We start from the raw sequence: 25,226 nt of genomic DNA on the forward strand, positions 1-25,226 counted from the left end.
CCAGCCAAGCCCAAGACTATAGCACGATTTTTGCAGATTGCGCAACTGGCTTTTGCCTGATTTGCTGCAATCCTTGCAATAACCGCTTGGCTGCCTGCATAACTACTACTGGCTGCTTCGCGGCAGGCCGGGGTAGGTTTCCTTGCGGATCGCTTGCCGGGTGGCCTGTTGTGCTTGCTTGGCTTCGCGGTTCAAAAACTGCCTGAACTGCGAAGGAGCGAGACTATAGCACAAGTTTTTGGGCTGTCCCGCCAGCTCTGCAAGAAAGTTGTGTGAATCCTCAAAGACGGCCCGCCCTGCGGGAAGACAAGCGCCGTAATCGCCAGGCGCATCACGCCAGCCCTCTATATATAGATAGTCTTCCGCCGGACTTGCCTAGCGTTGGGGTACGTTTACTATTCGCCTGTACGCCGCACCTACTTGGAGACGAGCACGCTATGCCCCCAGCCATCGCCCAGAGCGAAGATATCCTGATCAATGTGACCCCGTTTGAAACCCGCGTTGCGCTGGTGGAACAGGGGTCAGTACAGGAGCTGCATGTGGAACGCAGCATCCAGCGGGGCCATGTTGGCAACATCTACCTGGGTCGCGTGGTTCGTGTGCTCCCGGGCATGCAAAGCGCGTTCATTGATATTGGGCTTGAACGCGCCGCGTTCATCCATATTGCGGACCTGCGTGAAAACCGGGGCGAACGCAGCCAAGGATTGACTCCCACGCCTATCGAGAAGCTGCTGTTCGAGGGACAGACCCTCATGGTTCAGGTGGTCAAGGATCCGCTGGGTACCAAGGGCGCGCGCCTGTCGACGCAGATCAGCATGGCTGGGCGCATGCTGGTTTACCTGCCGCACGACCCGCATATTGGTATTTCGCAGAAGATCGATACCGAGTCCGAGCGCATCCAACTGCGGGAACGGCTTCAGGCGCTGATGCCGCCTGAGGAAAAAGGCGGTTTCATTGTGCGAACCCAGGCGGAAGGGGCCAACAATGAAGAGCTGACCGCCGACCTGGAATACTTGCGCAAGCTGTGGACGAGTGTGCAGGCAGCCGCGCGCACCCAGCCCGCGCCCGCCCTTCTGCATCAGGACCTGACGCTGGCGCAACGGGTCTTGCGCGATATGGTCGGGCCCCACACCGGTACGATCCTGGTGGACTCGCGCACGACGAGCTCGGCGATGCTGGAATGGGCGCGCATCTACACACCATCCGTGGTGGACCGCATCCAACATTACAGCGGCGAGCGCCCGTTGTTTGATACCGCCAATGTGGACGACGAGATCGCGCGTGCGCTGTCCCGTCGGGTGGACTTGAAATCGGGCGGCTACCTGATCATCGACCAAACCGAAGCGTTGACCACGGTGGACGTGAACACCGGCGGTTTTGTGGGCGGCCGCAATTTCGACGACACCATATTCAAGACGAATCTGGAAGCGGCCCAGGCCATTGCCCGGCAACTGCGTTTACGCAACCTGGGGGGCATCGTCATCCTGGACTTTATTGATATGGAAGAACAGGAGCACCGCGACACCGTGCTGGCTGAACTGAAAAAGGCGCTGTCGCGTGACCGCACGCGCATGACGGTCAATGGCTTCACGCAACTGGGTTTGGTGGAAATGACGCGCAAGCGCACGCGGGATTCGCTTGCGCATCAGTTGTGCGAGCCCTGCCCCATGTGCGAATCGCGGGGCAATGTGCGCACGCCGCGCACCGTGTGCTACGAGATCCTGCGCGAAATACTGCGCGAGGCGCGGCAATTCAATCCGAAGGAATTCCGCATCCTGGCCTCGCAAGATGTCGTGGATTTGTTCCTGGAAGAAGAAAGCCAGCACCTGGCCATGCTGGGTGATTTTGTTGGCAAGCGCGTGTCGCTGGAAGTCGAGAGCACGTATTCGCAGGAAAAATACGACATCATTTTGGTCTGATGCCTCGCGCGCTTAACAGATAATCAGCGGGCATTCACTTCAATGTGCGCAGATTGTGTGTCTTAACGATTCGTTTGAAAACAAGTTTGAAACGAATGGCGGTAGGGAAAAGTAGCCGATAAGCTCGCGGGCGCTTTAACAGGGTTTACCCTGAAGCGCCCTTTTTCATGCTTTCGGAGGTTCATGCAATGAAGTCCCTATTCCGTCCGTTCCTGCTGCTGGTTGCGGCGTTGCCGCTGGTGCTGGCCGCTTGCGGCGACAAGGAGCCCGAGCAACGTGCCGCGTTTACGCAGTACTTGCAGACCCGCATCGTCGACAAGCCCGGCGTGCGCGTGCCGAAGCTGACGGATGAGGAAGCGAAGTCGTTTGGCGATTACACGTCGCACTACGCTGTGATCACCGACTTCAACGCCGGCATGGAAGCATCGATCAAGCCTTTGTCGAGCGTCATGCAGAAAGGCTCGATGCGTTCTTTGAACGACATCGTGACGCGGCGCGACGACCTGAAGAGCGTTCAACAGTCGCTGACTGACATGGGCGTGGCCTTGAAAGAACAGCAAGCCAAGGCCGACGCCGCGCATGCGCAGCTCAAGCAGCCCGCAGACCTGAAGGCCGTGTACGACAAGGCCTACGAAAAGACGGTGAGCCTGCCCGCCGATACCTTGCGCGACGTGCTGCCGGAACTGAACGCCACCTTTGACAGCGGCTTGAAGGTTGCCGACTACGTTGAAGCCCACAAGGCGCAGATTGAAATCTCGGGCGCGATCATCAAGGTGAAGGACCCCGCCGTGCAGGCCGAGCTGAATAAGCTGCTGCAAGACCTGAATGATCAGGCGAAAAACATGCAGCAGGCGCAGACGCGCATGCAGGCCTTGATGCTGGGCCGATAAACCTGCGCCATCACGCCGCGGCGACTTGGTTGCGCCCGGCTTTCTTGGCCCGATAGACCGCGCCATCGGCAGCCTCGACCAAGCGCGACGAAGCCTGGTCCGCGCTAGGCACCGCTGTGGAAACTCCGATGCTGACCGTGACGACGCCACCGTCGTTCCCATCATGCGGGACACTCAGCGCCTCGATGGCGCTGCGTATGGCTTCGGCGATGGCCGTTGCCTGCCGGTTATCGGTGCCAGGCAACAACACAACGAACTCTTCGCCGCCATAACGCGCCGCCAAGTCGCGCGGGCGTCGGGCCTTTTGCATCAGCGTCTGGGCCAGCAACTTCAACAGTTCGTCGCCCTCTTGATGGCCATAGCGGTCGTTGTAGCGTTTGAAGTGGTCCGCATCCAGGAACAGAAGCGAGAGCGGCGCGGCCTCCCGTGCCGCCGCCGCCCACTCGCGTTCGAGCGCCTCGTCGAAGGTGCGCCGGTTGGCGATACCGGTCAATCCATCCGTTTGCGCGCGCGCTTCCAGTTGCTGTTCAAAGGCCTCGCGCAAGCGCATTTCGCGTCGGAAAAGCACGATCTGTGCCATCACCGACAAGAACAGCGCCAAGGTAACCGGCACTACCAATACCGCGCGCCGCACCCACGGCGCCAGCACGTCGTCGACGTCCTGCGCTACGTCGATCACCAGCGGCGTCCTATCGATGCTGTCAAAGGTGTGAAGGCGGTTGAAGCCATCAGACGCCCATGCGCCCACGAACGTGCTCTCGCGGCGGATCAGGAATTGCTGGAACGCCAGCGAGCCCTCGGCATTGCGCTGAAAGTCGTCCACCGAATACGGAATGCGCGCGAGTACCACGCCATCATTGCGGTAAATCGTGATCGCGTCGTGCTTGCCGATCGAAAGTTCGGCGAAGCGATCGCGGAAATAAGCCAGCCGCAATGAGCCGTTGACCACGCCGGCAAAGCTGCCGTCCGGATGAGAGATGCGGCGACTGATCGCGATGCTTTCATCACCCGGGCGCAGCACGCTGACATAGGGGCGGCTGACGTATAGGCCGACATCAGGCGCGTCGCGATGGACCTGGAAAAAATCGCGGTCGGAAAAATTCACGGCCGGAGGATCGATCGAGGTCGAGTCATATCGAATGTTTCCCGCCTCATCCAATACCAGGATGGAACCCAGGTATCCCGCCGTGGACGAGCGGTCGAAAAGAAAGCGTTGCAGCGTGGGGCGATTGACATGGTCGATGCCCGGCTCGCGCAGCCGCTCCACCACGCCTTGCAGGGATAAATCGTAGACATGAAGCGTGCGGCCGATATCGGCCGCCAACACCCCGGTGATATTACGTGCTGACTTGTGGGCCGCTACCCAGGTCGCCTGGCGATCGATCCACAGTAATGCGACCGCCGCCAGACAGATTCCGATGGCCACGAGTCCGGCCAGCGCGTACAGGGCGCGATGCACAAACCTGCGAGACGTCAAACCGGCGCTCCTTGGCGATGCCGTTCGGGGTGTCGGGGCTTACATCCGGATGGTATCCAGCGAGATAATGCCGCTGCCTGGCGCGCGGCGCAAGGTTGCGCGCGCGCACGGGAAGATACCGGGAATGCAAAGCGTGGACGATCCGTCGGCATGCCGGGCGCGCCGGCCCGGCAAGGCGGCTAAGGCGCTGCCGTGGCGCCGATGCGGAAAGGAAAGGCGCGCACGCCCCGAACCTTGTCCGTTTCGCGCTGGGCGCTGATTGCCCAGGCAGGGGCCGCGCTGCCCGCCTGGGACAGCAACTGGCGCATGACGTCAGCTGAAAAACCGCACCGCAACGCCAAAGCCTGGCGTCGGGCAAGCTCAACTCCTACAGCGTGCGGTGTCGTGAAACTCCGGTCCGAATGCAGCATGGCAGCCCCCTGGCAAAAGCCCTTCATGGACGAAGGGTCAGTGCGATCCAATCTACCGCAGTCCGTTGATTCCGCGCGTGAAATGATACGTAAAGTAATGCAAATATAGAGATATACAGCGTTACACGAGCGGGGTCAGATCAGCCGGGGCGGCTTCGCGGTCGGGTTTGTCGTTTTTACCGTCTGCCGGACCGGTCATATTGCCGTACATGAGTGACCGGCCGGCAAACAGCCCGCCGGCGACTTCCAGGTCGAAACGCTCGGCGTCGCGCCGGCGCACGTCCTCTACCACCTCTTCCGCTTCGTCCGCGGGCACGCCAATGGCGCGCAACGCGGCTCCGCCGAACAGCAGGGCGGACTCCAAGGTTTCCCGGATTTGATAATCGACCCCTTCCTTGGCGAGCGCCAGCGAATGGATCCGGTCATACGCCCGCACAACGACCCGGACCAGCGGGAATTCGGACTTGATCAGCTTGACCATGTGATTCACGGCCCGCGGGTCGTCGATACAGATCAGGATGGCGCAGGCATGTTCGGCGCCTGCCGTGCGCAGCATGTCGATGCGGGTGCCGTCGCCGTAGTACACCTTCACGCCCCATTTGGCGGCGGCCCGGATGGCGTCGGTATCGGTATCCAGGATAGACACCGTCAAGCCCCGGGCCAGCATCGCTTGGCTGACGATCTGGCCGAAACGGCCGAACCCGACGATCAGGGCGCATCCGTCCAGATCCTGGGCGACATCCACGCCGTCCATCGATTGCTCGGGTTTGGGCAGGAGCCACCGCAGCGACAGCACGCCCAAGGGAGTCAGCGCCATGGAGATAATGACGACAGCCGTCAGGACGGCGCCGGTGTGTGCGTCGAAAATGCCCGCCGTGGCCGCCGCGCCATAAAGCACGAAAGCGAATTCGCCGCCCTGCACCAGCAACGCGGCCCGCGTCACGGCTTCAGAGTGCGAGGCGCGCAGCAGGCGCGCCACCGCATACACACCCACGGCCTTCACGAGCATGAACGCGACCACTGCCGCCAGGATCAAGGGCCATTCGCGAACCACCGCCGACACGTCCAGCGACATGCCCACGCCCAGGAAAAACAGGCCCAGCAATATCCCGCGAAACGGCTCGACTTCGGCTTCCAACTGATGGCGGAAGGTGGATTCGGACAGCAGCACACCAGCCAGGAACGCCCCCATGGCCATGGACAGCCCGCCAAGCTCCATCAGCAAGGCCGCCCCCAGCACCACCAGCAGTGCGGCGGCGGTCATGACCTCGCGGGCGTGTGCGGCGGCCAGCAGGCGGAACAAGGGGTTCAGCAACCAGCGTCCGGCTGCCAGCAAGGCCAGGATGCATCCCACGGCGATGGCGGACTGCATCCACGGGTTGCCATGTTCGGCGCCGCCGCCCGCAGGCGCCAGCAAGGCGACCAGGGCCAGCAAGGGCACGATCGCCAGGTCTTCCAGCAACAGGATCGAGACAATCCGCTGGCCTTGCGCGCTGGTGCTGTCGTCGCGTTCGCCCAGAATCTGCATCACGATGGCCGTGGAAGACAACACAAAACCCATCGCTGCCATGAAGGCCGCCGGCCCCGACAGGCCGGCCAACAGGCCGACTACCGTCAACAGGCCGCCACAGACCACCACCTGCGCCAAACCCAGCCCGAAGATTTCTCCCCGCAGCTTCCACAGGCGCGACGGCTGCATTTCCAGCCCGATGATGAAGAGGAACATGACGACGCCGAGCTCGGCGACATGCAAGATGGATTTGGGATCGGAAAAGAAGCCGATGCCGAATGGGCCGATCGCCAAGCCGGCCGCCAGGTAGCCCAACACCGACCCCAGCCCCAGGCGCTTGAAGATGGGAACGGCGATTACCGCCGCACCCAATAGCACGACCACGTTGACGAGTTGATTGCCTTCCATAGGCAGAGCCATAGGGCGCTCCTGGTTACATGGCGGGCCTGGCGCCCTGGATGCGGCAAAAGCCGATGGAGTTCAGGATCAGTCGTCGCGGAACTGCATTTTGTACAACGAGGCGTACAGGCCATTGGCGGCCAGCAGCTCGGAGTGGGGGCCCTGTTCGACGATCTTGCCGGCATCCAGCACGATGATGCGGTCGGCGTTCTGGACCGTGGACAGGCGGTGGGCGATGACCAGCGTGGTGCGGCCTTTCATCAAGCGTTCCAGCGAAGCCTGCACCTGGCGCTCGGACTCGTTGTCCAGGGCGGAGGTGGCTTCGTCCAGAATCAGGATGGGCGCATTCTTGATCAGCGCGCGCGCGATCGCCAGGCGTTGGCGTTGCCCCCCCGACAGGCGGGCGGCATTCTCGCCCACCTGGGTATTGATGCCTTGCGGCAAGCCTTCCACGAATTCCAGCAGGTTGGCCGCCGCCAGGGCGTCGCGCACCTTCTGTTCGCTGGACTTGCCCAGCGCGCCGTAGCCCACGTTGGCCGCGATGGTGTCGTCGAACAGCACCACGTCCTGGCTGACCAGGGACAAATGCGAACGCAGGCTGCGCAGCGTGAGGTCGTTGATGGGCGTGTCGTCCACCAGGATGGTTCCGCTATCGGCCAGCACAAAGCGCGGCAGCATGTTGACCAGCGTGGTCTTGCCGCTGCCTGATCGGCCTACCAAGGCAACCGTCTGGCCTGGCTCCACGGTGAAGGAAATGTCGTTGACGGTATCGCGGTCGGCGTCGGGAAAGCGATGTTTGACGCTGCGGAATTCCACCTTGCCGCGCACAGGTTCGGCCAGTTCCTTGGTGCCGGTGTCAATCTCGGGCTTCTGGTCGATCAACGTGAAAACGCTTTCCGCCGACACCAGCATTTTCTGCATGCGGGCGGCCACGTTGGTCAGGCGCTTGATGGGGTCGAAAATTTGAGCCAGCGCGGCCATGAACGAGGCGAAGCTGCCCACCGTCAACGACCCGCTATTGGCTTGGCTTAGCGCGACGGCAATGACCGCGCCCACCGAAATCGAGATGCAGACCTGGGTCAAGGGCGTCAGGGCCGCGTCCGCCGTGGCGGTACGCATGGCGAACCGGCGCAGGCGGCGGCTGACGAAATCGAAGCGGCCGCGTTCGACTTCATAGCCGTCGAACAGCTTGATGACGCGCTGGCCGTCGATGCCTTCGCCGACCACGCGGGTCAGCTCGGCGTTCATGTTGACGGTGTCGCGGTTGATGCGGCGCAGACGCTTGATGAAAAAGCGCGAGATCAGCACCGACACGGGCAGCATGATCAGGATGATCAGCGTAAGCACCCATGACATATAAAGCAGCACGCAGATCAGGGCGATGACGACCAGGGTTTCGCGGACCAGCACCGTGATGACGTCGGTGGCGTAGCCGGTGACGTTGCCGGCGTCGATGGTGAAGCGGTTGAGCAGGCGCCCGGTGTCGCCGCGCTTGAAGTCCTCATCGGGCAAGCCCAGCAGGCGCTCGAACATGTCGCGGCGCATGCCCAGCAGGACGTTGTTGGCCACCCAGGCCAGCAAGTAATCGCTGAAGAAGTTGCAGATGCCGCGCAGCAGGATCAGGCCCACCACCGCCAACGGCAAGGCCCAGACATAATAGGGTTTGGCCCCGGAAAAGCCGCCGTCCAGCAAGGGCTTCATAATGACGGCCAGAACGGGTTGCGTTGCCGCCGCGCCCGCCATCAGCAGGACGGCCAGCAACAAGCCCTTCCAATAGGCGCCCACCCGGCTGTAGATCCGGTTCCAGAGTTCGGACTTGACGGGAGTGGAATCCGCGGGTGTGTTGCGTGCGGCAGAATTCAAAGGGAGCACTCGCTTTTATACAATTGTGCCCAGGATTGTACTGGCTACGCGCCGCCGCGCTGAGCCGCCCTACCCCTAATAAGACTAATTTGCCTCTCCACCCATCCATGTCCGATATCCGCTGTATCTACGTCCGGTTACCCAATTGGGTGGGCGATGTTTGCATGAGCCTGCCCAGCCTGCGGGCGTTGGAAGCCAGCGGCCTGCCCCTGGTGATCTGCGCAAGGCCCTGGGCCCGCGACCTGTTGGACGGGGTCCCCAAGCACGATTTCGTCCCCATGCGCGGCAAGGTCGGCCCCGATCGGGCCGCCGTCAGCGCCCACCGCCGCGGCCTGGGCGCGCTGGGCCGCCGTGCCCGAGGCCTGTTGCTGCCGGACTCGTTGTCCAGCGCACTGGTTTTCCGGCTGGCGGGCCTGCCGTGCGCCGGTTATCGGGACGACGGCCGCAGCTTCCTGCTGCGCTGGCCCGTGGCCAAACCCGCCGAGACCTTGCACGCCGTGCAGTCCTGGCATCATCTGACCCGCGAGGCCCTGACCCGCTGGGGCCTGCCCAGCGGCCCGGCGCAACCGGGGCCCACGCTTGATCTGCCGCTGACGGCGGCGCACCAGGATGCCGCCGACCAGGCGCTGCGGGCGGCCGGGCTGAGCGCGCAGCGTTTTGTGCTGATTGCCCCCACCGCCACCGGGCTGCACAAGGGCAAGATCAAGGTCTGGCCAGGATTCGATACACTGACGCGCGCCTTGCAGGCCCGCGGCCATACCGTGGTAATGTGCCCCCCTCCGGCCGAAACCGACGAGGCGCGGCGCAATGCACCCACGGCGCAATTGCTACCTCCCTTGCCGCTGGGCGCGTTTGCCGCGCTGACGGCACGGGCGGCGTTGGTGGTGTGCAACGATTCCGGGGTGTCCCACGTTGCCGCGGCGGCATCGGCCCGCGAACTGGCGCTGTTTGGCGTGACCCGACCGGGTCGGACCGGCCCGTGGTCGCCTCGGGCCGTCTGCGTCGGATCCGAACACGCATGGCCGTCCGTCGAAGAAGTTGAACAGCAGGCGACCAACCTGCTGGACGGGACGAAGTAATCAGGACTGTTTTCACATGACCTTTTCCAGCTATCTCGCAAATCTGATCATTCCTTTCAACTTGTGCGTGACTTTGGTCGTTATTGGCCTGGTGTTGGGCCTGTTCAGGTTGCGCAAGACGGGCGGCGCCCTCATCGCCGCCGGCCTGCTCTGGGCCTTGGCGTGGTCGCTGCCGGTGACGTCCCTGTGGTTGGGCGGCGCGCTGGAAACCCGCTATCCACACCTGCCGCCCGCGGATTCACCCACGGCCGACGCCATCGTGGTGCTGGGCGGCAATACCGCCAATGGCCGCGCCAACTGGTTCCTGCCTTATGACAAAGAGACCGCCGTCGTCCGTATCGACACGGCGGCCCAGCTCTACCTGGCCGGACGCGCGCCCAAGGTGCTGCTGTCGGGTGGAGCTCTGGAAGGCGATGTGTCCGAGGCCCGTGGCATGGCGCACTCCATCCGCCAGCAAGGGGTGCCCGAAAGCGCGCTGATCCTGGAAAACTCCAGCCGCACGACCTATGAAAATGCGGCCTTGACCGAAGACAAGCTCAAGGCGCGCGGCATCAGCAAAGTGCTGCTGGTGACCTCCGCGCTGCACATGCCGCGCGCGATGGCGGCCTTTTCCAAGCAAGGCATGGAAGCCATCGCCGCGCCGGCCCCGCCGCAGATCGTGGCGCCTGCTGACGGTTCACTGCCGCTTTGGCTGCCTGACCAGCGTACGTTTGACGCCAGCCGCTCCATCATCAAGGAATACGCCGGCCTGTTCGTCTACTGGCTGCGCGGATGGGTATGAGCCTGACGGCCGCGGCGCTGGATTGCCGGGCGGGTTGCGGCGCATGCTGCATCGCCCCGTCCATCACCCAGCCTATTCCGGGCATGCCGCAAGGCAAGCCCGCGGGCGTGCCCTGTATCCAACTGCTTCCCGACATGCGCTGCGCCATCTTCGGCCAGCCTTCCCGCCCGGCCTTCTGCGGCGGCCTGCAACCCCAGCAAGAGATGTGTGGCCCAAACCGGGAACATGCGATCCAGTGGCTGGGCGATTTAGAGCGCGCGACGGCGCCGGCGCATTGAGGCCGGCGCGGCTGGGGCGGGTCACTCGATAACCCGGCTGGGGCGGGCCACTCTATAACCCGCTTACCCGCCCTGCCGCGCTTGAAGCACCTTTTCATACAGCGCTTCGTACCTTGAAGCCACCGTTTCCCAGCTTTGATCGCGGGCAATCTCCAGGCCTCGCGCGATCAGCGCCGCCCGCAGTTCCGGCTCGGACCCCAGCCGCTCCAGCGCCTGGGCCAGTTGGGCGCCATCGCGCGGGTCTTGCAGGATCAGCGCGTCTTTGCCCGCCGACAGATACTGCGCAAAGCCGCAGTAGGCGGGCGAACTGACCACCACCGGCAGGCCGTGCGACATCGCTTCCAGCGGCGCCATGCCGTAGCTGTCATTCAGCGTGGGGTGCGCGTAGATATCCGCCGCGCTGAAATACGGGGCGACGTCCGGCGTCGGGTCGACCAGCGTGACGCGGTGCGCCACGCCGTCCGCCGCGCGGACCCGGTCGCGCGTGGGCTCGTCAGCGCCCACGACCAGCAGCTTGTAATGGGCGGGCAGTTGCGCCAGGGCATCCAGCAGCGCGGGCAGCCCTTTGCGCAGCGGGTTGCGAGCCACCAGCAGGCAGCCGATTGTGCCAGCATCCCATCCCAGGCGGGCACGGATCGCATTACGCCTTGTGGCCACGTCGGCCGAAGGCAGTTTGACCCCCGGCGCGATGATATCCACCTGCAACTCGGGGCCATAGCTGCGATGCAACTGGTCCATGATCAAGCCGGACACGGCCACGACGCGCCGAGCAGGCGCACGCCGCACTCGCAACTTTTCCAGCAGCAGATAGGTTGCCAGGCGCGGACTCAGCCACGAATTGATGCGCTGTAGCAGGTTGACGCGCGCAACGCGGTTGTAGCGCACCGGCGTCACGTGCATGACCTGGATTTCGCCCGCCCAGCCGTTCATGTGCGAATGCACGATGTCGAAGCGGCCGCGTGTCAGCCGGTCGGCGCGCCAGGCAAAGTACAGCACGCGCATCCAGCTTGGCAGCCAAGCGGGAAAGCGCACGGGCAGGAAGCTAAACGGCAGGTCGCTATCGAAGTCACGCGCAACGACCGACACGTCGTGGCGCTGGCCCAGCACCCGCATCAGCTCCACGCCGTAGGCTTCGGCGCCGCCGAAGCGGTTACCGAAGCGGTCCACCAGCAACGCGATGCGGAGCCGCCGCTCAACGGCGCCGGCGGGTGTCTTCATACCGGGTCAGGCACTTCTGCAGGAATCGGATGATGTTGGTGGAACGCGCCACCGTCACCCGAGGCAGGCCGAAGGGATCGTCGGACGCGGCGGCCAGGCCGCGCTGCGTGAGCGTGGCGTTGTCATAGCCCGCTTCGCGCGCCATGGCGCGATGCTCCGGGCCGTGATCGCCGTAGGGATAACAAAAGGCGGTAACCGGCCCGCCCAGCGCCTGTTCCAGTTCGTTCTTGGATTCCACGATCTGGCGACGCGCTTCGTCGGGCGACATTTCGGGCAAATGGACGTGGTCCAGCGTATGCGAGCCGACTTCGTTGCCGGCCTGCGCCCATTCGCGCATTTCGCCCACCGTCATCAAGGCGGAAAACGGAATGCCTTTATGCGAGTCCCAGACGTTGCCGCCGTCGAATTGGCGGGCAACGAAATAGTTGGTGGCGGTGAATCCCAATTCGCTCAGCACAGGCATCGCGTTGTGATGCACGTTGCGATAGCCGTCGTCGAAAGTGATGCCGAATACCTTGCCTTGCCGTTCGCCACGCACATACGGCATGACGTCGCGCATCGACAGGCCGCGATAGCCCAGCCGGCGCATCCAGCGCATCTGCCGGGCAAAGCTGTCGGGGTGCACGGTCAGCCCACGAAACGGCGTGCCCTTGGGATTGGGTTCGCCGATCTGGTGGTACATGAGAATTGGAATAGACATAAGGCGGGATTATAGAGCCCGGCGTCCATCCAGCGTACGCTGGTAGACATCCAATGTGGCGGCCGCGAAACGCTCGAGATTGAAGTCGCGCAAGCTGGTTTCACGCGCACGCGCGCCCATCTCGCGAACCGCGTCGGGGTGGTCCAGCATGAAACGCAGTTTGTCCGCCATGGCGGCCACGTCGCGCACGGGCACAATCCAGCCGTCGACGCCGTCCGTCACGTTTTCGGGCAGCCCCCCCGCATTGGTCACCAGCGCCGGCAAGCCCAGGGCCATGATCTCGCGGCAGGCAAACGACAGGGCTTCACGGTACGACAGCACGAAGCCCGCGTGACAGGACGCCAGCGAGGCGCGCACATCATCAAGCAGCCCGGGAAAGCGAACCTGATCGATCATGCCCAGCTCGCGCACGCGCGCCAGCTTGGCCTCGGAGGGCGGGTCACCCGCCACCATCAGCAGCACGCGCGCCTTGTCCGCGGGGGGCAGGGCCGCCACGGCGGCCACCAGGTCCAGCCAGCCCTTGTCGAAGTCGGTGCCGCCCGCGCTGCCCAGCAGCAGCTTGCCCTGCCAATCCGCGCCAAAGATCAGCGCGCGCAGCTTGTCCAGGCTTTCCGGCGGTGGCGGCGCGAAGAAGTTGGTATCGATGCCGTGGCGGATGGTGGTGATGGGGCGCTTGCGGTAGGGCGAACGCTGCATCAGGCCGTGGATGTAATCGCTGACCGCGATGCCGTGGTCGGTAGCCAGCGCTACCCGCAGCTTGTGGCCAAAGCTGGAAAGCGGGTGATCGTTGTGCTTGGTGAACACAATGCGCGGGCGCCGCGCCATGCCCAGCGTGGCCAGCATCACTTGCTTGTGGTCGGCCGAGCCGTTGGCGTGGATGATGTCAAAGCCGCCGGTCTTGATCAGGCGGCTTAGCTGGGCGCGGTCCTTGAACCAGGATGACGGGCGCGTCGTGTAGCGCATGTCGACCACTGTCACGCCGGGAATCGCGCGCGCATAGCGGTGCAGCCGGCTGGTGGCCGGCGCGGCCACGGTGATGTCGTGGTGGGGCGACAGGGCGCGGGCCAGGTTGATGATGTAGGTGACGTGCCCCCCACCATTGCCGCCGTGGAAGTTCGTGTAGAGGATCTTCACTTGTGCTTCTCGGCCAGGAACATCAGCTTGGAATAGCGGAAAAAACTGCCCGCGGCGGCGGTCACGGCCAACACCAGCCCATGCCTGCCATCGAGAAACCCGCGCCGGATCAGGTAGATACGCACAAACGTCCAGAACCCATGGCCCAGCGCGCCAAACACCGACGTGCGGCGCCCCTTGGCGTACATCATGGCCGCCGCGTCCGAGGAATAGCGGTTGACCTTGTTGATCAGCGCGTCCAGGTTGTCGTAGGGATAGTGGTTGAAATAGCCCTGCAATTTCAGCGGCTGGCCTTGGGTGGGCACCACCCGCTCATGCACGGCGGCATCGGTGAAACGCGCCGTGCCGCGCTTGAACAAACGCAGCACGTAGTCGGGCCACCAGCCGCTGTGGCGGATGTCCTTGCCGCAAAAATTCGACAGGCGGGCGATCTCGTACGCGTCGGCGCGCGGGTTGGCCAGGACGTCCTGGATTTCACGCGCCAGTTCGGGCGTGACGCGCTCATCGGCGTCGATAGACAACACCCAGTCGCCCGTCGCCAGATCCAACGCGCGATTTTTCTGCGGGCCGAAACCCGGCCAATCGGCCGTGACTTCAACGCGCGCACCCAAGGCCTGGGCCAATTCGACGGTGCCGTCGGTGCTGCCCGAATCCACCACGATGAATTCGTCGGCGAAGGATACGGACTTCAGGCAGGCGGCGATGTTCGCCGCTTCGTTCTTGGTGATGATGATGACTGATAGCTTCATCCGCGATTCCTAAGACGCTTTTTCCAGGCTTTCCAGGCATGGTAGCGGGGCCCCCACAAGGGGTCGCGCGACAACCAGATGCGCCGGTTGAGCCAGCTTCCGCCCTGATTGCGCACGGCGAAACGATAGATGTGTTCGGGGTCCGCGCCGGGCGTGTTCTGGCCGAAGGGGTCGGTCGTGTACAGGTGCGCAAAACCGGCTTGCCGGGCGGCCGCCACGTAGTCGGCGTCGAAATAGCCCTGCGGCCAGCAGAGGTGGTCGCTGACCGAACCCAGGCGCTGCACCAGGGCCTGGCGGGAATCGTGCAGTTCTTGCGCGATGTGCGCGCGCTTGGCGTCCGCGTCATTGCCGCAGACCTTGTCCCAGCGGGTGTGGGTGTGCGTGTGCGAATGGAATTCGAAGGTGCCCGCGGCCTGCATGGCCTCGATCTCGCTCCAGCGCAGCATGGCCTCGTCGCTGCGGCCCGACGCCACCAACTGCTTGCAGGCGTCGTGGTCGGGCGTGGCCGGCAGCACGCCGCCCTGCCCCGCGTGCGGCCGCACCGGCCCGTCGCCGATCCAGCCGGTAATGGTGAACAGCACGGCGCGCATGCCATGGCGCGCCAGGGCCGGATGCGCGTGCACCCAGTTATTCAGGTAGCCGTCGTCGAAGGTGATCAGCACGGAACGCTCGGGCACCGGCTGGCCGGCCAGGTAGCCGGCGAACTGGGCGGCCGTCAACGACTGGTAGCCCGCGCGCGCCAGACGCGCAAGCTGGGCGTCGAAGACATCGGGCGTCGCCGCGATCATGCCGCCCGCGGGGGTGACATGGTGGTACATCAGCACGGGGACGTTGGGCGCGTTCATGCGGCGCGTTCCGCCAACCACTTCAGATAGATGGCTTCGGTGGTTTCGGCAAGACGCGCAGGCGAAAACACGGCTTCTTCCCAGACCATCTTGCGGCCGGCTTCGCCCATGCGTCGGCGCAGCGCCGGGTCGTCGATCAGGCGTTGCAGCGCATCGGTCAGCGCCTGGGGGTTCTTCGGCGGCACCAGGATGCCCGTGTCGCCGTTGCGGAACATTTCGGATACGCCGCCCACGTCGGTGCCCACCACCGGCAGGCCACTAGCCTGGGCTTCAACATAGACCGTGCCCGACGCCTCTTGCTGCGTGGCCAGCGCAAACACGTCGAACCCCGACAACAGATTGGGCACATCGCGGCGCATGCCCATCAAGTGGATGCGATGTTGCAGCCCCAGCTTGGCCACATATTCCTGCGTTTGCTCGAAGACCGGCGAGCCGCCCCCCACAAACACCAGGTGCAGCTTCGGCCGGCTTGCCATCAGCGGCACCATCGCGTCGATCAGGTCCTTGTGGCCCTTGGTGGCACGCATGACGGCCACACAGCCCACGACGATATCGTCATCGGCCAGGCCGAGTTCGTCGCGCAAAGTCGAGCGTTCGACGGGCGCCGGCAGCACGATCGGCGAATAGACCGTGGCCACTTTGTTAGTGGGCACGCCACGCTGAATCAGGTACTTGCGCACATGCTCGCTGACTGCCGTGACACGATGCGGCAGCCAGGTGTACGACCACATCGAACCAACCTTGTTCGACAGGTGGCGCGTCCGCACGATCAGCGGCGTGCCGGCCAAACGGCCGCTCATGCCCGCGATGACCGTGTCGCGCCGGCTATGCGTGTTGAGCACATCAAAGCGCCCTTCCCGCAATATCCGGCGGACGGCGGCCACGCCCTTGAAGTAATTCACCGGGCCGTCCATGTCGACCTTGTGCACCGTGAAGCCGGCGTCCGTCAGGCGTTCGACCAGCAAGGCCCTCGATTGGACGATGGCTTCAACGTGGTGGCCTCGCGCACGCATGGCCGTCATTTCCTTGAAGATCCGCCCCTCTTGGCCCCCGAAACTGGTGGCCGCTTCCGAATGGACGATACGCAGGCTTCGCATCAATAAGTCACCTCAACCCCATCGGGTTTGGTCCAGGCATTCAGGTTTTCCAGCAGCGTGTCGGCCATGCGTACGCGCCACTCTTCGCCCAAGCGCACAGTGCAATTGAAATTGTTCTTGGTGTAGACGATATCGACGGGCACGCCCGGAATGCCGTTCTCGGGTTCGGCGCGGAACGGGTTCAGCATCTGGCGCAAGCGGGCGGCATCGGCCGAGCCATTGAGCTTGACGCGCAGCGACTTGGCGCGCGCTTCGCGGGCCAGTTGCAGGTCGTACAGCTGTTCGGCCACGATGCGCATGCCGCCGGAGTAGTCATCATTGCTGACCTTGCCCTGCACGATGACCAGTTGGTCTTCGCGCAAACGGTTGCGATGCTTTTCGTAGAGCTCGTTGAACACCGAGATCTCGACCTGCGCGGTGCCGTCGTCCAGCACGGCAAACACCATCTTGCCGCGCCGCGTCATCATGACGCGCACGCTGGCCAGCACGCCGCACATCCATTGCAGATCGCGCTGCGGTTCCACGCGCGCCAACTGCATCGGCACGATGCGGCGCACTTCGTCGCGCCAGGCGTCGAACAAGTGGCCGCTGTAGTAGTAGCCCAGCGCGGATTTTTCTTCCGTCAGCTTCTTGTGCAGGTCCCACGGCGCCACCTTGGCCAGTTCGCCCGCCACGACGTCGCCGCTGTCGTCACCGAACAGCGAAGCCTGGTTGGCGCTGCGCGCGGCCTGTTCGGCCGCTTCCATCGCGGTGGGCACCGACGCCAGCATCGCGGCGCGGTTCGGTTCGATGGTGTCGAACGCGCCGGCCTTGATCAGCCCTTCGATGGTGCGGCGGTTCACCGCCTGCTTGCCCACGCGGCGGCAGAAGTCGAACAGGTTCAGGAACGGGCCGCCTTCCTTGCGGGCGCGCAGAATGTCTTCGACCGCGCCCTGCCCCGTGCCCTTGACGGCGCCCAGGCCATAACGCATGGTGCGCGGCGGCTTGCCTTTTTCGGTGTACTTGTCTTTGACCGGCTCAAAGCGGTAGCCCGAAAAATTGACATCGGGCGGCAGCACTTCAACGCCGTTGTCCTGGGCGTCGCGGCAGAAAATCTGCACCTTGTCCGTGTCGTCCATATCGGACGACATGGTGGCGGCCAGGAATTCGGTGGGGTGATAGGCCTTGAGCCAGGCGGTCTGGTACGAAATCAGCGCGTAGGCGGCCGAGTGCGACTTGTTGAAACCGTAGCCCGCGAACTTTTCCATCAGGTCGAACAGCTTGACCGCCAAGTCCGGGTCGTGGCCCTTTTCCTTGGCGCCCTGTTCGAACAATTCGCGGTGCTTGGCCATTTCCTCGGGCTTTTTCTTGCCCATGGCGCGGCGCAGCAGGTCGGCGCCGCCCAGCGAATAGCCCCCGATGATCTGCGAGATCAGCATCACCTGTTCTTGGTAGACGATGACCCCGTAGGTGCTTTTCAGCGTGCTTTCCAGGTCGTTGTGGAAATAGTCCACCGCGGCGCGGCCGTGCTTGCGGTTGACGAAGTCGTCCACCATGCCGGATTCCAGCGGCCCCGGACGATACAGGGCCAGCATGGCGATGATGTCTTCGAACGTGTTCGGCCGCAGCTTCTTCAGCAGCTCTTTCATGCCGCGCGATTCCAACTGGAACACGGCGGTGGTATTGGCGTCGCACAGGATCTTGTAGGCGGCCGGGTCGTCCAGTTCAAGCGCCATGACGTCGAAGTCGCGCTTGTCCTCGTTGAACTGGCGCACGTAGCGCACGGCCCAGTCCAGGATGGTCAGGTTGCGCAGGCCCAGGAAGTCGAACTTGACCAGGCCGGCGGCTTCGACGTCGTCCTTGTCGAACTGCGACACCGCGCTGTTTTCCTGGCCCGGCTGGCAATACAGCGGGCAGAAATCCGTCAGCTTGCCGGGCGCAATCAGCACGCCGCCCGCGTGCATGCCGATGTTGCGGGTCAGGCCTTCCAGCGGCTTGGCCAGGTCGACCAGCGCGCGCACTTCTTCTTCCTGTTCGTAGCGGTCCTTGAAGGCGGGTTCGTCCTTCAGGGTGCGTTCCAGCGACCACGGGTCCATCGGGTTGAACGGGATCAGCTTGGACAAGCCGTCGCAGAACATATAGGGCATGTCCAGCACGCGGCCGGCGTCGCGCACCACGGCCTTGGCGCCCAGCGTACCGAAGGTGGCGATCTGGCTCACGGCGGCGCGGCCGTACTTTTCCTTGACGTAGTCGATGACCCGTTCGCGGTTGTCCTGACAGAAGTCGATATCGAAGTCGGGCATGGAGACCCGTTCCGGGTTCAGGAAGCGCTCGAACAGCAAGTCATAGCGGATGGGGTCCAGGTCGGTGATGCCCAGCGCGTAGGCCACCAGCGATCCCGCGCCCGAGCCCCGGCCCGGGCCGACGGGCACGCCGTTGTTCTTGCCCCAGTTGATGAAGTCTTGAACGATCAGGAAGTAGCCCGGGAAGCCCATCTGGATGATGGTCTTGCATTCCCAGCGCAGGCGCTCGTAGTACTGCTCGCGCTTGGATTCGCGTTCAGCATCGTCCGGGAACAGGAACGCCATGCGCTTTTCCAGGCCCTCTTCCGACAACTGGACCAGGTAGTCGTCCAGCGTTACGCCGTCGGGCGTGGGGAAGTTGGGCAGGCGCGGCTTGCCCAGCACCAGGCTCAGGTTGCAGCGCTTGGCGATTTCAACCGTGTTGGCCAGCGCCGAGGGCACGTCGGCGAAGCGGCGCGCCATTTCCTCGGAGCTGAGCAGGTACTGCTCTTTCGTGAAGCGGCGCACGCGGCGCGGGTTGGCCAGGATTTCGCCTTCGGCGATGCAGACGCGGGCCTCGTGCGCCTGGAATTCGTATTCGTCCAGGAATTGGACGGGGTGCGTGGCCACGACCGGCAAACCGGCTTCGCCCGCCAGCCGCATGGCCGCCTGCGTGTAGGCTTCGTCGCCGTCCATGCCGGCGCGCTGCAATTCAATGTAGTAGCTGCCTGGGAACAGATGCGCCCATTGGCGCGCCAACGCCAGCGCCGACACCGCGTTGCCGGCGTCCAAGGCCTGGCCCACGTCGCCCATGCGGCCGCCCGACAGCGCGATCAGGCCTTGCTGGCCTTGCAGCCATTCCCGGCGGACCTCCGCGCGGCCCTTGCCCTGGTTCGTCAGGAACGCCTTGGACAGCAGTTCGCAAAGGTTCAGGTAGCCCTGATGGTTGCGCACCAGCAACAACAAGCGGAAAGGCTTGGACGGGTCGTCATCATTGCTCAACCAGACGTCACAGCCGGCAATGGGTTTGACCCCCGCGCCGCGGGCGCCTTTGTAGAACTTGATCAGGCCGAAAAGGTTGGACAGGTCGGTCAGCGCCACGGCGGGCTGGCCCAGCTTGGCCACGCGCTTGATCAGGTCGGGAATGCGCACAATACCGTCCACCACCGAAAACTCGGAGTGGACACGCAGATGCACAAAGGGGGTCGGGTTTGTTACGGCTTCGGACATAGCGGGAATTGTACCCAGGGATCACGGTCCAAGCCCCTGCGTCCGTAATTTCGAAATCGGCGCCGCACGGAAGCTGAAGGGGACCTTAAGGCGAACTTCAGGGACGTTGTGTAACAATACAGGGTCGATCTGACCCATCTGTCGCAGGACGACGTTTACGTATGAAATGGTTAATACCCGGGATATGGCTGGCCGCCATCCTGTTTGCGCACTTCCGAGGCCGAGTCAAACTGCCGCTGGGCCGGCAACTGCTGGACCACTCCGTATTGCTGGCCCCCGTTAACGCCTTCATGGTGTTGGCCTCGCGGGTGCCGTCCACCCCCTACCTGACGACCAGCGAAATCGCCGAACTCAAGGTCCTGGACGACAACTGGGAGACGATCCGCGAAGAAGCCGTTCAAATGGCGGAAATGCAGCGGATCCGAGCCGCCGACGCCCATAACGACATCGGCTTCAATTCTTTCTTCAAATATGGCTGGAAGCGGTTCTACCTGAAGTGGTATGACGCCCGCCACCCCTCCGCCGAAGAACTCTGCCCCAAGACCGTCGCCATTCTGAAGACGCTGCCCAAGGTCAAGGCCGCGATGTTCGCCGAACTGCCCCCCGGCGGCCAGTTGAATCCTCACCGCGACCCGTTTGCCGGATCGCTGCGCTACCACCTGGGCCTGGTGACGCCCAACGATGACCGCTGCCACATCATCGTCGATGGCGAATCCTATAGCTGGCGTGATGGCGAAAGCGTGGTGTTCGACGAAACCTACGTGCACGAGGCCTACAACCACTCGGAGCAGAACCGCATCATCCTGTTCTGCGACGTCGAGCGTCCGCTGAAATGGCGTTGGGCCGAAGCGTTCAACCGCTGGTTCGGGCGCGTGGTGATGTCGGCGGCCAGTTCGCCCAACGACGGCGGGGACCAAACCGGCGCCATCAACCGGCTGACGCACGCGCACTGGGTCATCGACCAAAAGCGCAAGGCGTTCAAGACGTGGAACCGCACGGCCTACAAGGTGACCAAGTTCGCCCTGATTGCGCTGGTGGTCGTGGGCTTCATTGCCATCTGAACACTAGACACCGTCATTGGATGGGTGACACGTGCGCTGGCGCGCGCCACCCGCCCGTTCAAGCCAGTTTCAGCGCTTGATCGATTCCCAGCTTTTCATCAGCCGCTTCACCGAAACCGGCATCGGCGTGCGCAGTTCTTGCGCAAACAACGCCACCCTCAGTTCTTCAAGCAGCCACCGGAATTCGTCCAGACGCGGGTCCGGCGCGCCCTTCAATGCCGATCTGGCGCGCTGGTACTGCGTCAGCAGCGGCGCCATCTCGGCCACCAGCTTGGCGTCGCGCGCCGGGTCGGCGCGCAGTTTATCGATGCGGGCAATGGCCGCCTTCAAGTAGCGCGGGTAATGGGACAACTGCGCATAAGGCGTGTCGCGGATGAACCACTTGGGCATCAGCGCGCTTAACTGCTGTTGCAGGTCGGCATAGGCCGAGGCATGCGGCTTGGCTTGCGGCAGCTTGCGTTGCACGGCCGCGTACTCGGTCAGCACCGCGCCGGCCAGCCGGGCCACTTCCTGCGCCAACAGCCCCAGCCGCCCCTTGCCTTCGGCGCGGCGGGCGTCGAACTGCTGCTCGTTCACCGGCCACGGTTCGGCCAGGCACGCCTGGCCCAGCGCGCAATCGATGATCTGGTCGCGCAGTTCTTCCTGCGTACCCAGCGTCATGTACAGCATGCTGATCTTGGTCAGGTCGGTCAGGTTCTTTTCCAGGAACTTGACCTGCTCGCGCAGCCCCAGGCGGAACAACTTAAGCAGACCGGCGCGGTGATGCTTGCGCGCCTCGTCCGGGTCGTCGAACACGTCCAGGTCGCAATGCGCGCCCCGGTCCACCAAAGCGGGATAGCCGATGACCGATTGGCCGCGCCGCTTGATCTCCATGATTTCGGGCAAGGGGCTGAACGACCACGTCGTCAGGTTTTCGTGCGCCAGCGCCTGGGCCACCTGCGTATCGCTGGCGGCCAGTTGCTGGAAGGTGGCCTGCGCCTGCTTGCCGAATTCCGCACGCAATTGCGCCAGGTTGCGCCCGGCGGCCAGCATGCGGCCGTGCTCGTCCACCACGCGGAAGTTCATGAACAGGTGGGCGGGCAAGGTCTCAAGCTTGAAGTCACCCACGGCGGGGCGCACCTGCACCTGGTCCCACATGTCGGCAATGATCGCGTCAACCAGGCCTTGTTGCGGATCGGCCTGCCGTTCAAACCAGCGGTCGTAGAAACCGGCCGCGTAGTCGGGCAGCGGCACGCAATGGCGGCGCAGCTTTTGCGGCAGCGACTTCAGCAGCAAGTGCACTTTTTCCTTCAGCATGCCGGGCACCAGCCACTCGCAGCGGTCCGGGTCAATCTGGTTCAGCGCAAACAGCGGCACCGACAGGGTCACGCCGTCGCGCGGGGAGCCGGGCTCGAAGTGGTAGTCCAGCGCCATCGTCACGCCCTGCCATTCCACCTTTTTGGGAAAGACATCGGTAGTGACGCCGGCGGCTTCGTGCCGCATCAGCTCGTCGCGCGTCAGCATCAGCTTGGCGGCCGCGGCCTTGTCCAGGCCGGACACCCACTTTTCCAGCGAGGTGGTCTGCGAGATATCGGCCGGAAGCTGGCGGTCGTAGAAGGCGAAGATCAGTTCGTCGTCCACCAGGATGTCGGGGCGGCGTGTCTGATGCTCCAGCTTTTCGATGCCGGCAATCAGCTTGCGGTTGTGCGCCACGAACGGCAGGCGCGTGTCGATCTCGCCCGGCACCAGCGCCTGACGGATGAAGAGTTCGCGCGCTTGCGTCGGGTTGACGCGGCCGTAATGGATACGCCGGCCCGTGTAGATGGTCAGCCCATACAGCGTGGCGCGCTCGTTGGCCACGACCTGCCCGGCCTTCTTTTCCCAACGCGGGTCCGACCAGTTCTTGCGGATCAGATGCGCACCCACCTTTTCCAGCCACACGGGATCGATGCGCGCCACGCAGCGGGCATACAGGCGCGTGGTGTCGACCAGTTCAGCCGCCATGATCCAGCGGCCCGCCTTCTTCACCAGGCGTGAACCCGGATGGATGTGGAAACGGATTTCGCGCGCGCCCTGGTAATGGCCGCCTTCGTCGCTCTTGAAACCGATATTGCCCAAGAGGCCAGACAGCAGCGCCAGATGCAGTTGCTCGTACGTGGCTTCCGCCTGGTTGACGCGCCAGCCCTGCTCGCCCACCAGCGCCGCCAGTTGCGTATGCACGTCGTGCCATTCGCGCAGCCGGATGGGTGACAGGAAATTCTGCCGCAAAAGCCCCACCAGCTTGCGCTGCGACGCCTTGTGCTGGACCTGTTCGCCATACCAGCGCCACAGTTTCAGGAAGGAAATGAATTCCGATTTGTCGTCGGCGAACTTGGCGTGCGCGGCTTCGGCGGCTTCGCGCTCTTGCATGGGGCGGTCGCGCGCGTCTTGCACCGACAGCGCCGAGGCGATGATCAGCATCTCGGCCAGGCATTGATGTTCACGCGCGGCAAGAATCATGCGGCCGATGCGCGGGTCCACCGGCAGCTTGGCCAGTTCGTTGCCCGTTTCGGTCAGGATGAACGACGCGCCGGTGCGCGAGGCTTCGGCCTCGTCATCGGAGGCGGACGCCAGCTCGATCGCGCCCAGCTCTTGCAGCAGGTGATAACCGTCGGCCACCGCGCGGCCCGGCGGAGCCTCGACGAAGGGGAACTGCTCGATGTCGTCCAGCTTCAGCGACTTCATCCGCAGGATGACGGACGCCAGCGACGAACGCAGCACTTCGGGGTCGGTGAACGCCGCGCGGTTATTGAAGTCGAGTTCGTCGTAGAGCCGGATGCACACGCCCGGACCCACGCGGCCGCAACGGCCCGCGCGCTGGTTGGCCGACGCACGGCTGATCGGCTCGATGCGCAGTTGCTCAACCTTGTTGCGCCACGAATAGCGCTTGATACGCGCCAACCCGCTATCGACCACGAAGCGGATGCCGGGCACCGTCAGCGAGGTTTCGGCCACGTTCGTGGCCAGCACGATGCGCCGCGCGTTGGTGCGCGGGTGGAAGATCTGTTCTTGCTCCGCCTGCGACAGGCGCGCGTACAGCGGCAGCACTTCGGTGCCGGCGGGGTGGCGCTTGCGCAAGGCTTCAGCGGACTCGCGGATTTCGCGTTCGCCGGGCAGGAACACCAGCACGTCGCCGGGGCCATGGCGGGCGCACTCATCCACGGCGTCGACGATGGCGTCGATCAGGTCGCGCTCTTCGTCGCCCGACATGCGTTCGCGGTCGCGTCCCGGCTTGGCGGCGGGCGCGGCGGCGTCCTCGGCCAATTCTTCGCGCACGGGGCGGTAGCGCACCTCCACCGGGTACAGGCGGCCCGACACCTCGATGACCGGCGCGGGTTTGTCTTCCGATGCCGCGAAGTGCTTGGCGAAACGGTCTGCGTCGATGGTGGCCGACGTGATGATCAGTTTCAGGTCCGGGCGACGCGGCAGCAACTGCTTCAGGTAGCCCAGCAGGAAATCGATGTTCAGGCTGCGCTCGTGCGCCTCGTCGATGATGATGGTGTCGTAGCGGCGCAAGAGCGGATCGCGCTGCGACTCGGCCAGCAGAATGCCGTCGGTCATCAGCTTGATGGACGCATTGGGGCCGGTGCGGTCGTTAAAGCGCACCTGGTAGCCCACCACCTCGCCCATCGGCGTGTTCAGCTCTTCGGCGATGCGCTTGGCCACCGAGGTGGCGGCCAGGCGGCGCGGCTGGGTATGGCCGATCATCTTCTGGCGGCCACGGCCCAGTTCCAGGCAGATCTTGGGCAACTGCGTGGTCTTGCCCGAGCCCGTTTCCCCGCTGACGATCACCACCTGATGGCCGGCGATGGCGCGCGCGATTTCCTGCCGCCGCGCGCTGACGGGCAGGTCTTCGGGATAGGCCACGACGGGAATCGGGCGCTCGGGGCGGTCGGCACGCGGCGGGCGCTCAGGGCGCTCGGGTCGATCCGCGCGCGGCGGGCGCTCGGCGCGCTCGGTACGCTCCGGGCGGCCAGGGCGTTCGGCCTGCGCCGGGCGCGCAGGCCGGCGGGGCGCGCGGGTGGCCTCGGCCGGGGCGGCCGACGCGTCGTTGGCCCCCGGGGAAGCCGCTTTGGGCGCCCGCGGGCGGGATGATTCAGGCATGTACGATAGTCCGGTTAGCCGGGCATTATAAATTTCTATGGCGTCCCTGCCTGAACGCGCGCGCGAGCGTGTTGAAATCCGGCACGAAATTAGCGCTGATTTCCCGCCTGCGCATCGCCCCGTCGGCCATATAATTTCGCCACGCCGTCATGGGACGGCGCTATGACGCGGCAAGGCGCCGCGTTTTTACCGACTCTCAGGAA

At 64.2% G+C, this 25,226-nt stretch carries 17 protein-coding genes; 6 read left to right on the forward strand and 11 right to left on the reverse strand.

Annotated elements, in window-relative coordinates; all coding sequences use genetic code 11:
- Window positions 1–437 precede the first annotated feature (437 nt).
- Together rng and M2361_RS20495 are read left to right on the forward strand one after the other, a co-directional pair.
- The gene (gene rng, locus M2361_RS20490; protein WP_259251540.1) at window positions 438–1,919 is read left to right on the forward strand and encodes a ribonuclease G; all 1,482 of its coding nucleotides are present in this window, start codon (window positions 438–440) and stop codon (window positions 1,917–1,919) included.
- Window positions 1,920–2,107: 188 nt separating this feature from the next.
- A complete protein-coding gene (locus tag M2361_RS20495) occupies window positions 2,108–2,809 on the forward strand; it encodes a DUF3053 domain-containing protein (protein WP_259251541.1) in 702 nt (233 codons plus the stop codon).
- Window positions 2,810–2,819: 10 nt separating this feature from the next.
- Here the strand turns inward: M2361_RS20495 and M2361_RS20500 are convergent, their stop codons facing one another.
- The 3 genes from M2361_RS20500 to msbA form a co-directional block, all read right to left on the reverse strand.
- On the reverse strand, window positions 2,820–4,235 hold the full coding sequence (locus M2361_RS20500; RefSeq protein ID WP_310508923.1) for a sensor domain-containing diguanylate cyclase: 1,416 nt from the start codon (window positions 4,233–4,235) through the stop codon (window positions 2,820–2,822).
- A gap of 582 nt (window positions 4,236–4,817) precedes the next feature.
- Window positions 4,818–6,626 (reverse strand): monovalent cation:proton antiporter-2 (CPA2) family protein, encoded by a 1,809-nt coding sequence (locus tag M2361_RS20505; protein WP_259251543.1) that lies wholly within the window; start codon window positions 6,624–6,626, stop codon window positions 4,818–4,820.
- 66 nt (window positions 6,627–6,692) lie between these two features.
- Complete coding sequence (gene msbA / locus M2361_RS20510; protein WP_259251544.1) at window positions 6,693–8,468, reverse strand: lipid A export permease/ATP-binding protein MsbA; 1,776 nt, start codon at window positions 8,466–8,468, stop codon at window positions 6,693–6,695.
- Window positions 8,469–8,575: 107 nt separating this feature from the next.
- On the opposite strand from msbA, the gene M2361_RS20515 reads away from it, so the two are divergent.
- The 3 genes from M2361_RS20515 to M2361_RS20525 are packed head-to-tail and all read left to right on the forward strand — an operon-like array spanning window position 8,576 to window position 10,606.
- Entirely contained in the window at window positions 8,576–9,547 is a 972-nt protein-coding gene (locus M2361_RS20515) for a glycosyltransferase family 9 protein (protein WP_259251545.1), read from the forward strand.
- Window positions 9,548–9,563: 16 nt separating this feature from the next.
- Entirely contained in the window at window positions 9,564–10,328 is a 765-nt protein-coding gene (locus M2361_RS20520) for a YdcF family protein (RefSeq protein ID WP_259251546.1), read from the forward strand.
- A complete protein-coding gene (locus M2361_RS20525) occupies window positions 10,325–10,606 on the forward strand; it encodes a YkgJ family cysteine cluster protein (protein WP_391442059.1) in 282 nt (93 codons plus the stop codon). The genes M2361_RS20520 and M2361_RS20525 overlap by 4 nt, the downstream gene beginning before the upstream one ends.
- Window positions 10,607–10,669: 63 nt before the next feature.
- Here the strand turns inward: M2361_RS20525 and M2361_RS20530 are convergent, their stop codons facing one another.
- From M2361_RS20530 to dnaE, 7 genes are read right to left on the reverse strand one after another with little or no spacing between them, the layout of a single operon-like run.
- Window positions 10,670–11,824 carry a glycosyltransferase family 4 protein gene (locus M2361_RS20530; RefSeq protein ID WP_259251549.1) on the reverse strand — a complete coding sequence of 385 codons (1,155 nt, stop codon included), beginning with the start codon at window positions 11,822–11,824 and terminating at the stop codon, window positions 10,670–10,672.
- Entirely contained in the window at window positions 11,799–12,524 is a 726-nt protein-coding gene (locus M2361_RS20535) for a polysaccharide deacetylase family protein (RefSeq protein ID WP_259251550.1), read from the reverse strand. Before M2361_RS20535 ends, M2361_RS20530 begins: the two co-directional genes overlap by 26 nt.
- A 9-nt stretch (window positions 12,525–12,533) precedes the next feature.
- Complete coding sequence (locus M2361_RS20540) at window positions 12,534–13,658, reverse strand: glycosyltransferase (RefSeq protein ID WP_259251551.1); 1,125 nt, start codon at window positions 13,656–13,658, stop codon at window positions 12,534–12,536.
- Window positions 13,655–14,407 (reverse strand): glycosyltransferase family 2 protein, encoded by a 753-nt coding sequence (locus tag M2361_RS20545; RefSeq protein WP_259251552.1) that lies wholly within the window; start codon window positions 14,405–14,407, stop codon window positions 13,655–13,657. The genes M2361_RS20540 and M2361_RS20545 overlap by 4 nt, the downstream gene beginning before the upstream one ends.
- Complete coding sequence (locus tag M2361_RS20550; RefSeq protein WP_259251553.1) at window positions 14,404–15,252, reverse strand: polysaccharide deacetylase family protein; 849 nt, start codon at window positions 15,250–15,252, stop codon at window positions 14,404–14,406. Before M2361_RS20550 ends, M2361_RS20545 begins: the two co-directional genes overlap by 4 nt.
- Window positions 15,249–16,349: a glycosyltransferase family 4 protein gene (locus M2361_RS20555; RefSeq protein WP_259251554.1), complete on the reverse strand. Its 1,101-nt coding sequence runs from the start codon at window positions 16,347–16,349 to the stop codon at window positions 15,249–15,251. Before M2361_RS20555 ends, M2361_RS20550 begins: the two co-directional genes overlap by 4 nt.
- On the reverse strand, window positions 16,349–19,840 hold the full coding sequence (gene dnaE, locus M2361_RS20560) for a DNA polymerase III subunit alpha (RefSeq protein WP_259251555.1): 3,492 nt from the start codon (window positions 19,838–19,840) through the stop codon (window positions 16,349–16,351). Before dnaE ends, M2361_RS20555 begins: the two co-directional genes overlap by 1 nt.
- Before the next feature lie 161 nt (window positions 19,841–20,001).
- Between dnaE and lpxO the strand changes: the two genes are divergently transcribed.
- Window positions 20,002–20,901 carry a lipid A hydroxylase LpxO gene (lpxO, locus tag M2361_RS20565; RefSeq protein WP_100857002.1) on the forward strand — a complete coding sequence of 300 codons (900 nt, stop codon included), beginning with the start codon at window positions 20,002–20,004 and terminating at the stop codon, window positions 20,899–20,901.
- Between the two features lie 69 nt (window positions 20,902–20,970).
- Here lpxO and hrpA read toward each other — a convergent pair whose 3' ends face one another.
- The gene (gene hrpA, locus M2361_RS20570) at window positions 20,971–25,023 is read right to left on the reverse strand and encodes an ATP-dependent RNA helicase HrpA (protein WP_259251556.1); all 4,053 of its coding nucleotides are present in this window, start codon (window positions 25,021–25,023) and stop codon (window positions 20,971–20,973) included.
- Window positions 25,024–25,226: the final 203 nt, after the last annotated feature.

Source organism: Achromobacter sp. JUb104, from assembly GCF_024806975.1.
GTDB lineage: Bacteria > Pseudomonadota > Gammaproteobacteria > Burkholderiales > Burkholderiaceae_B > Achromobacter > Achromobacter spanius.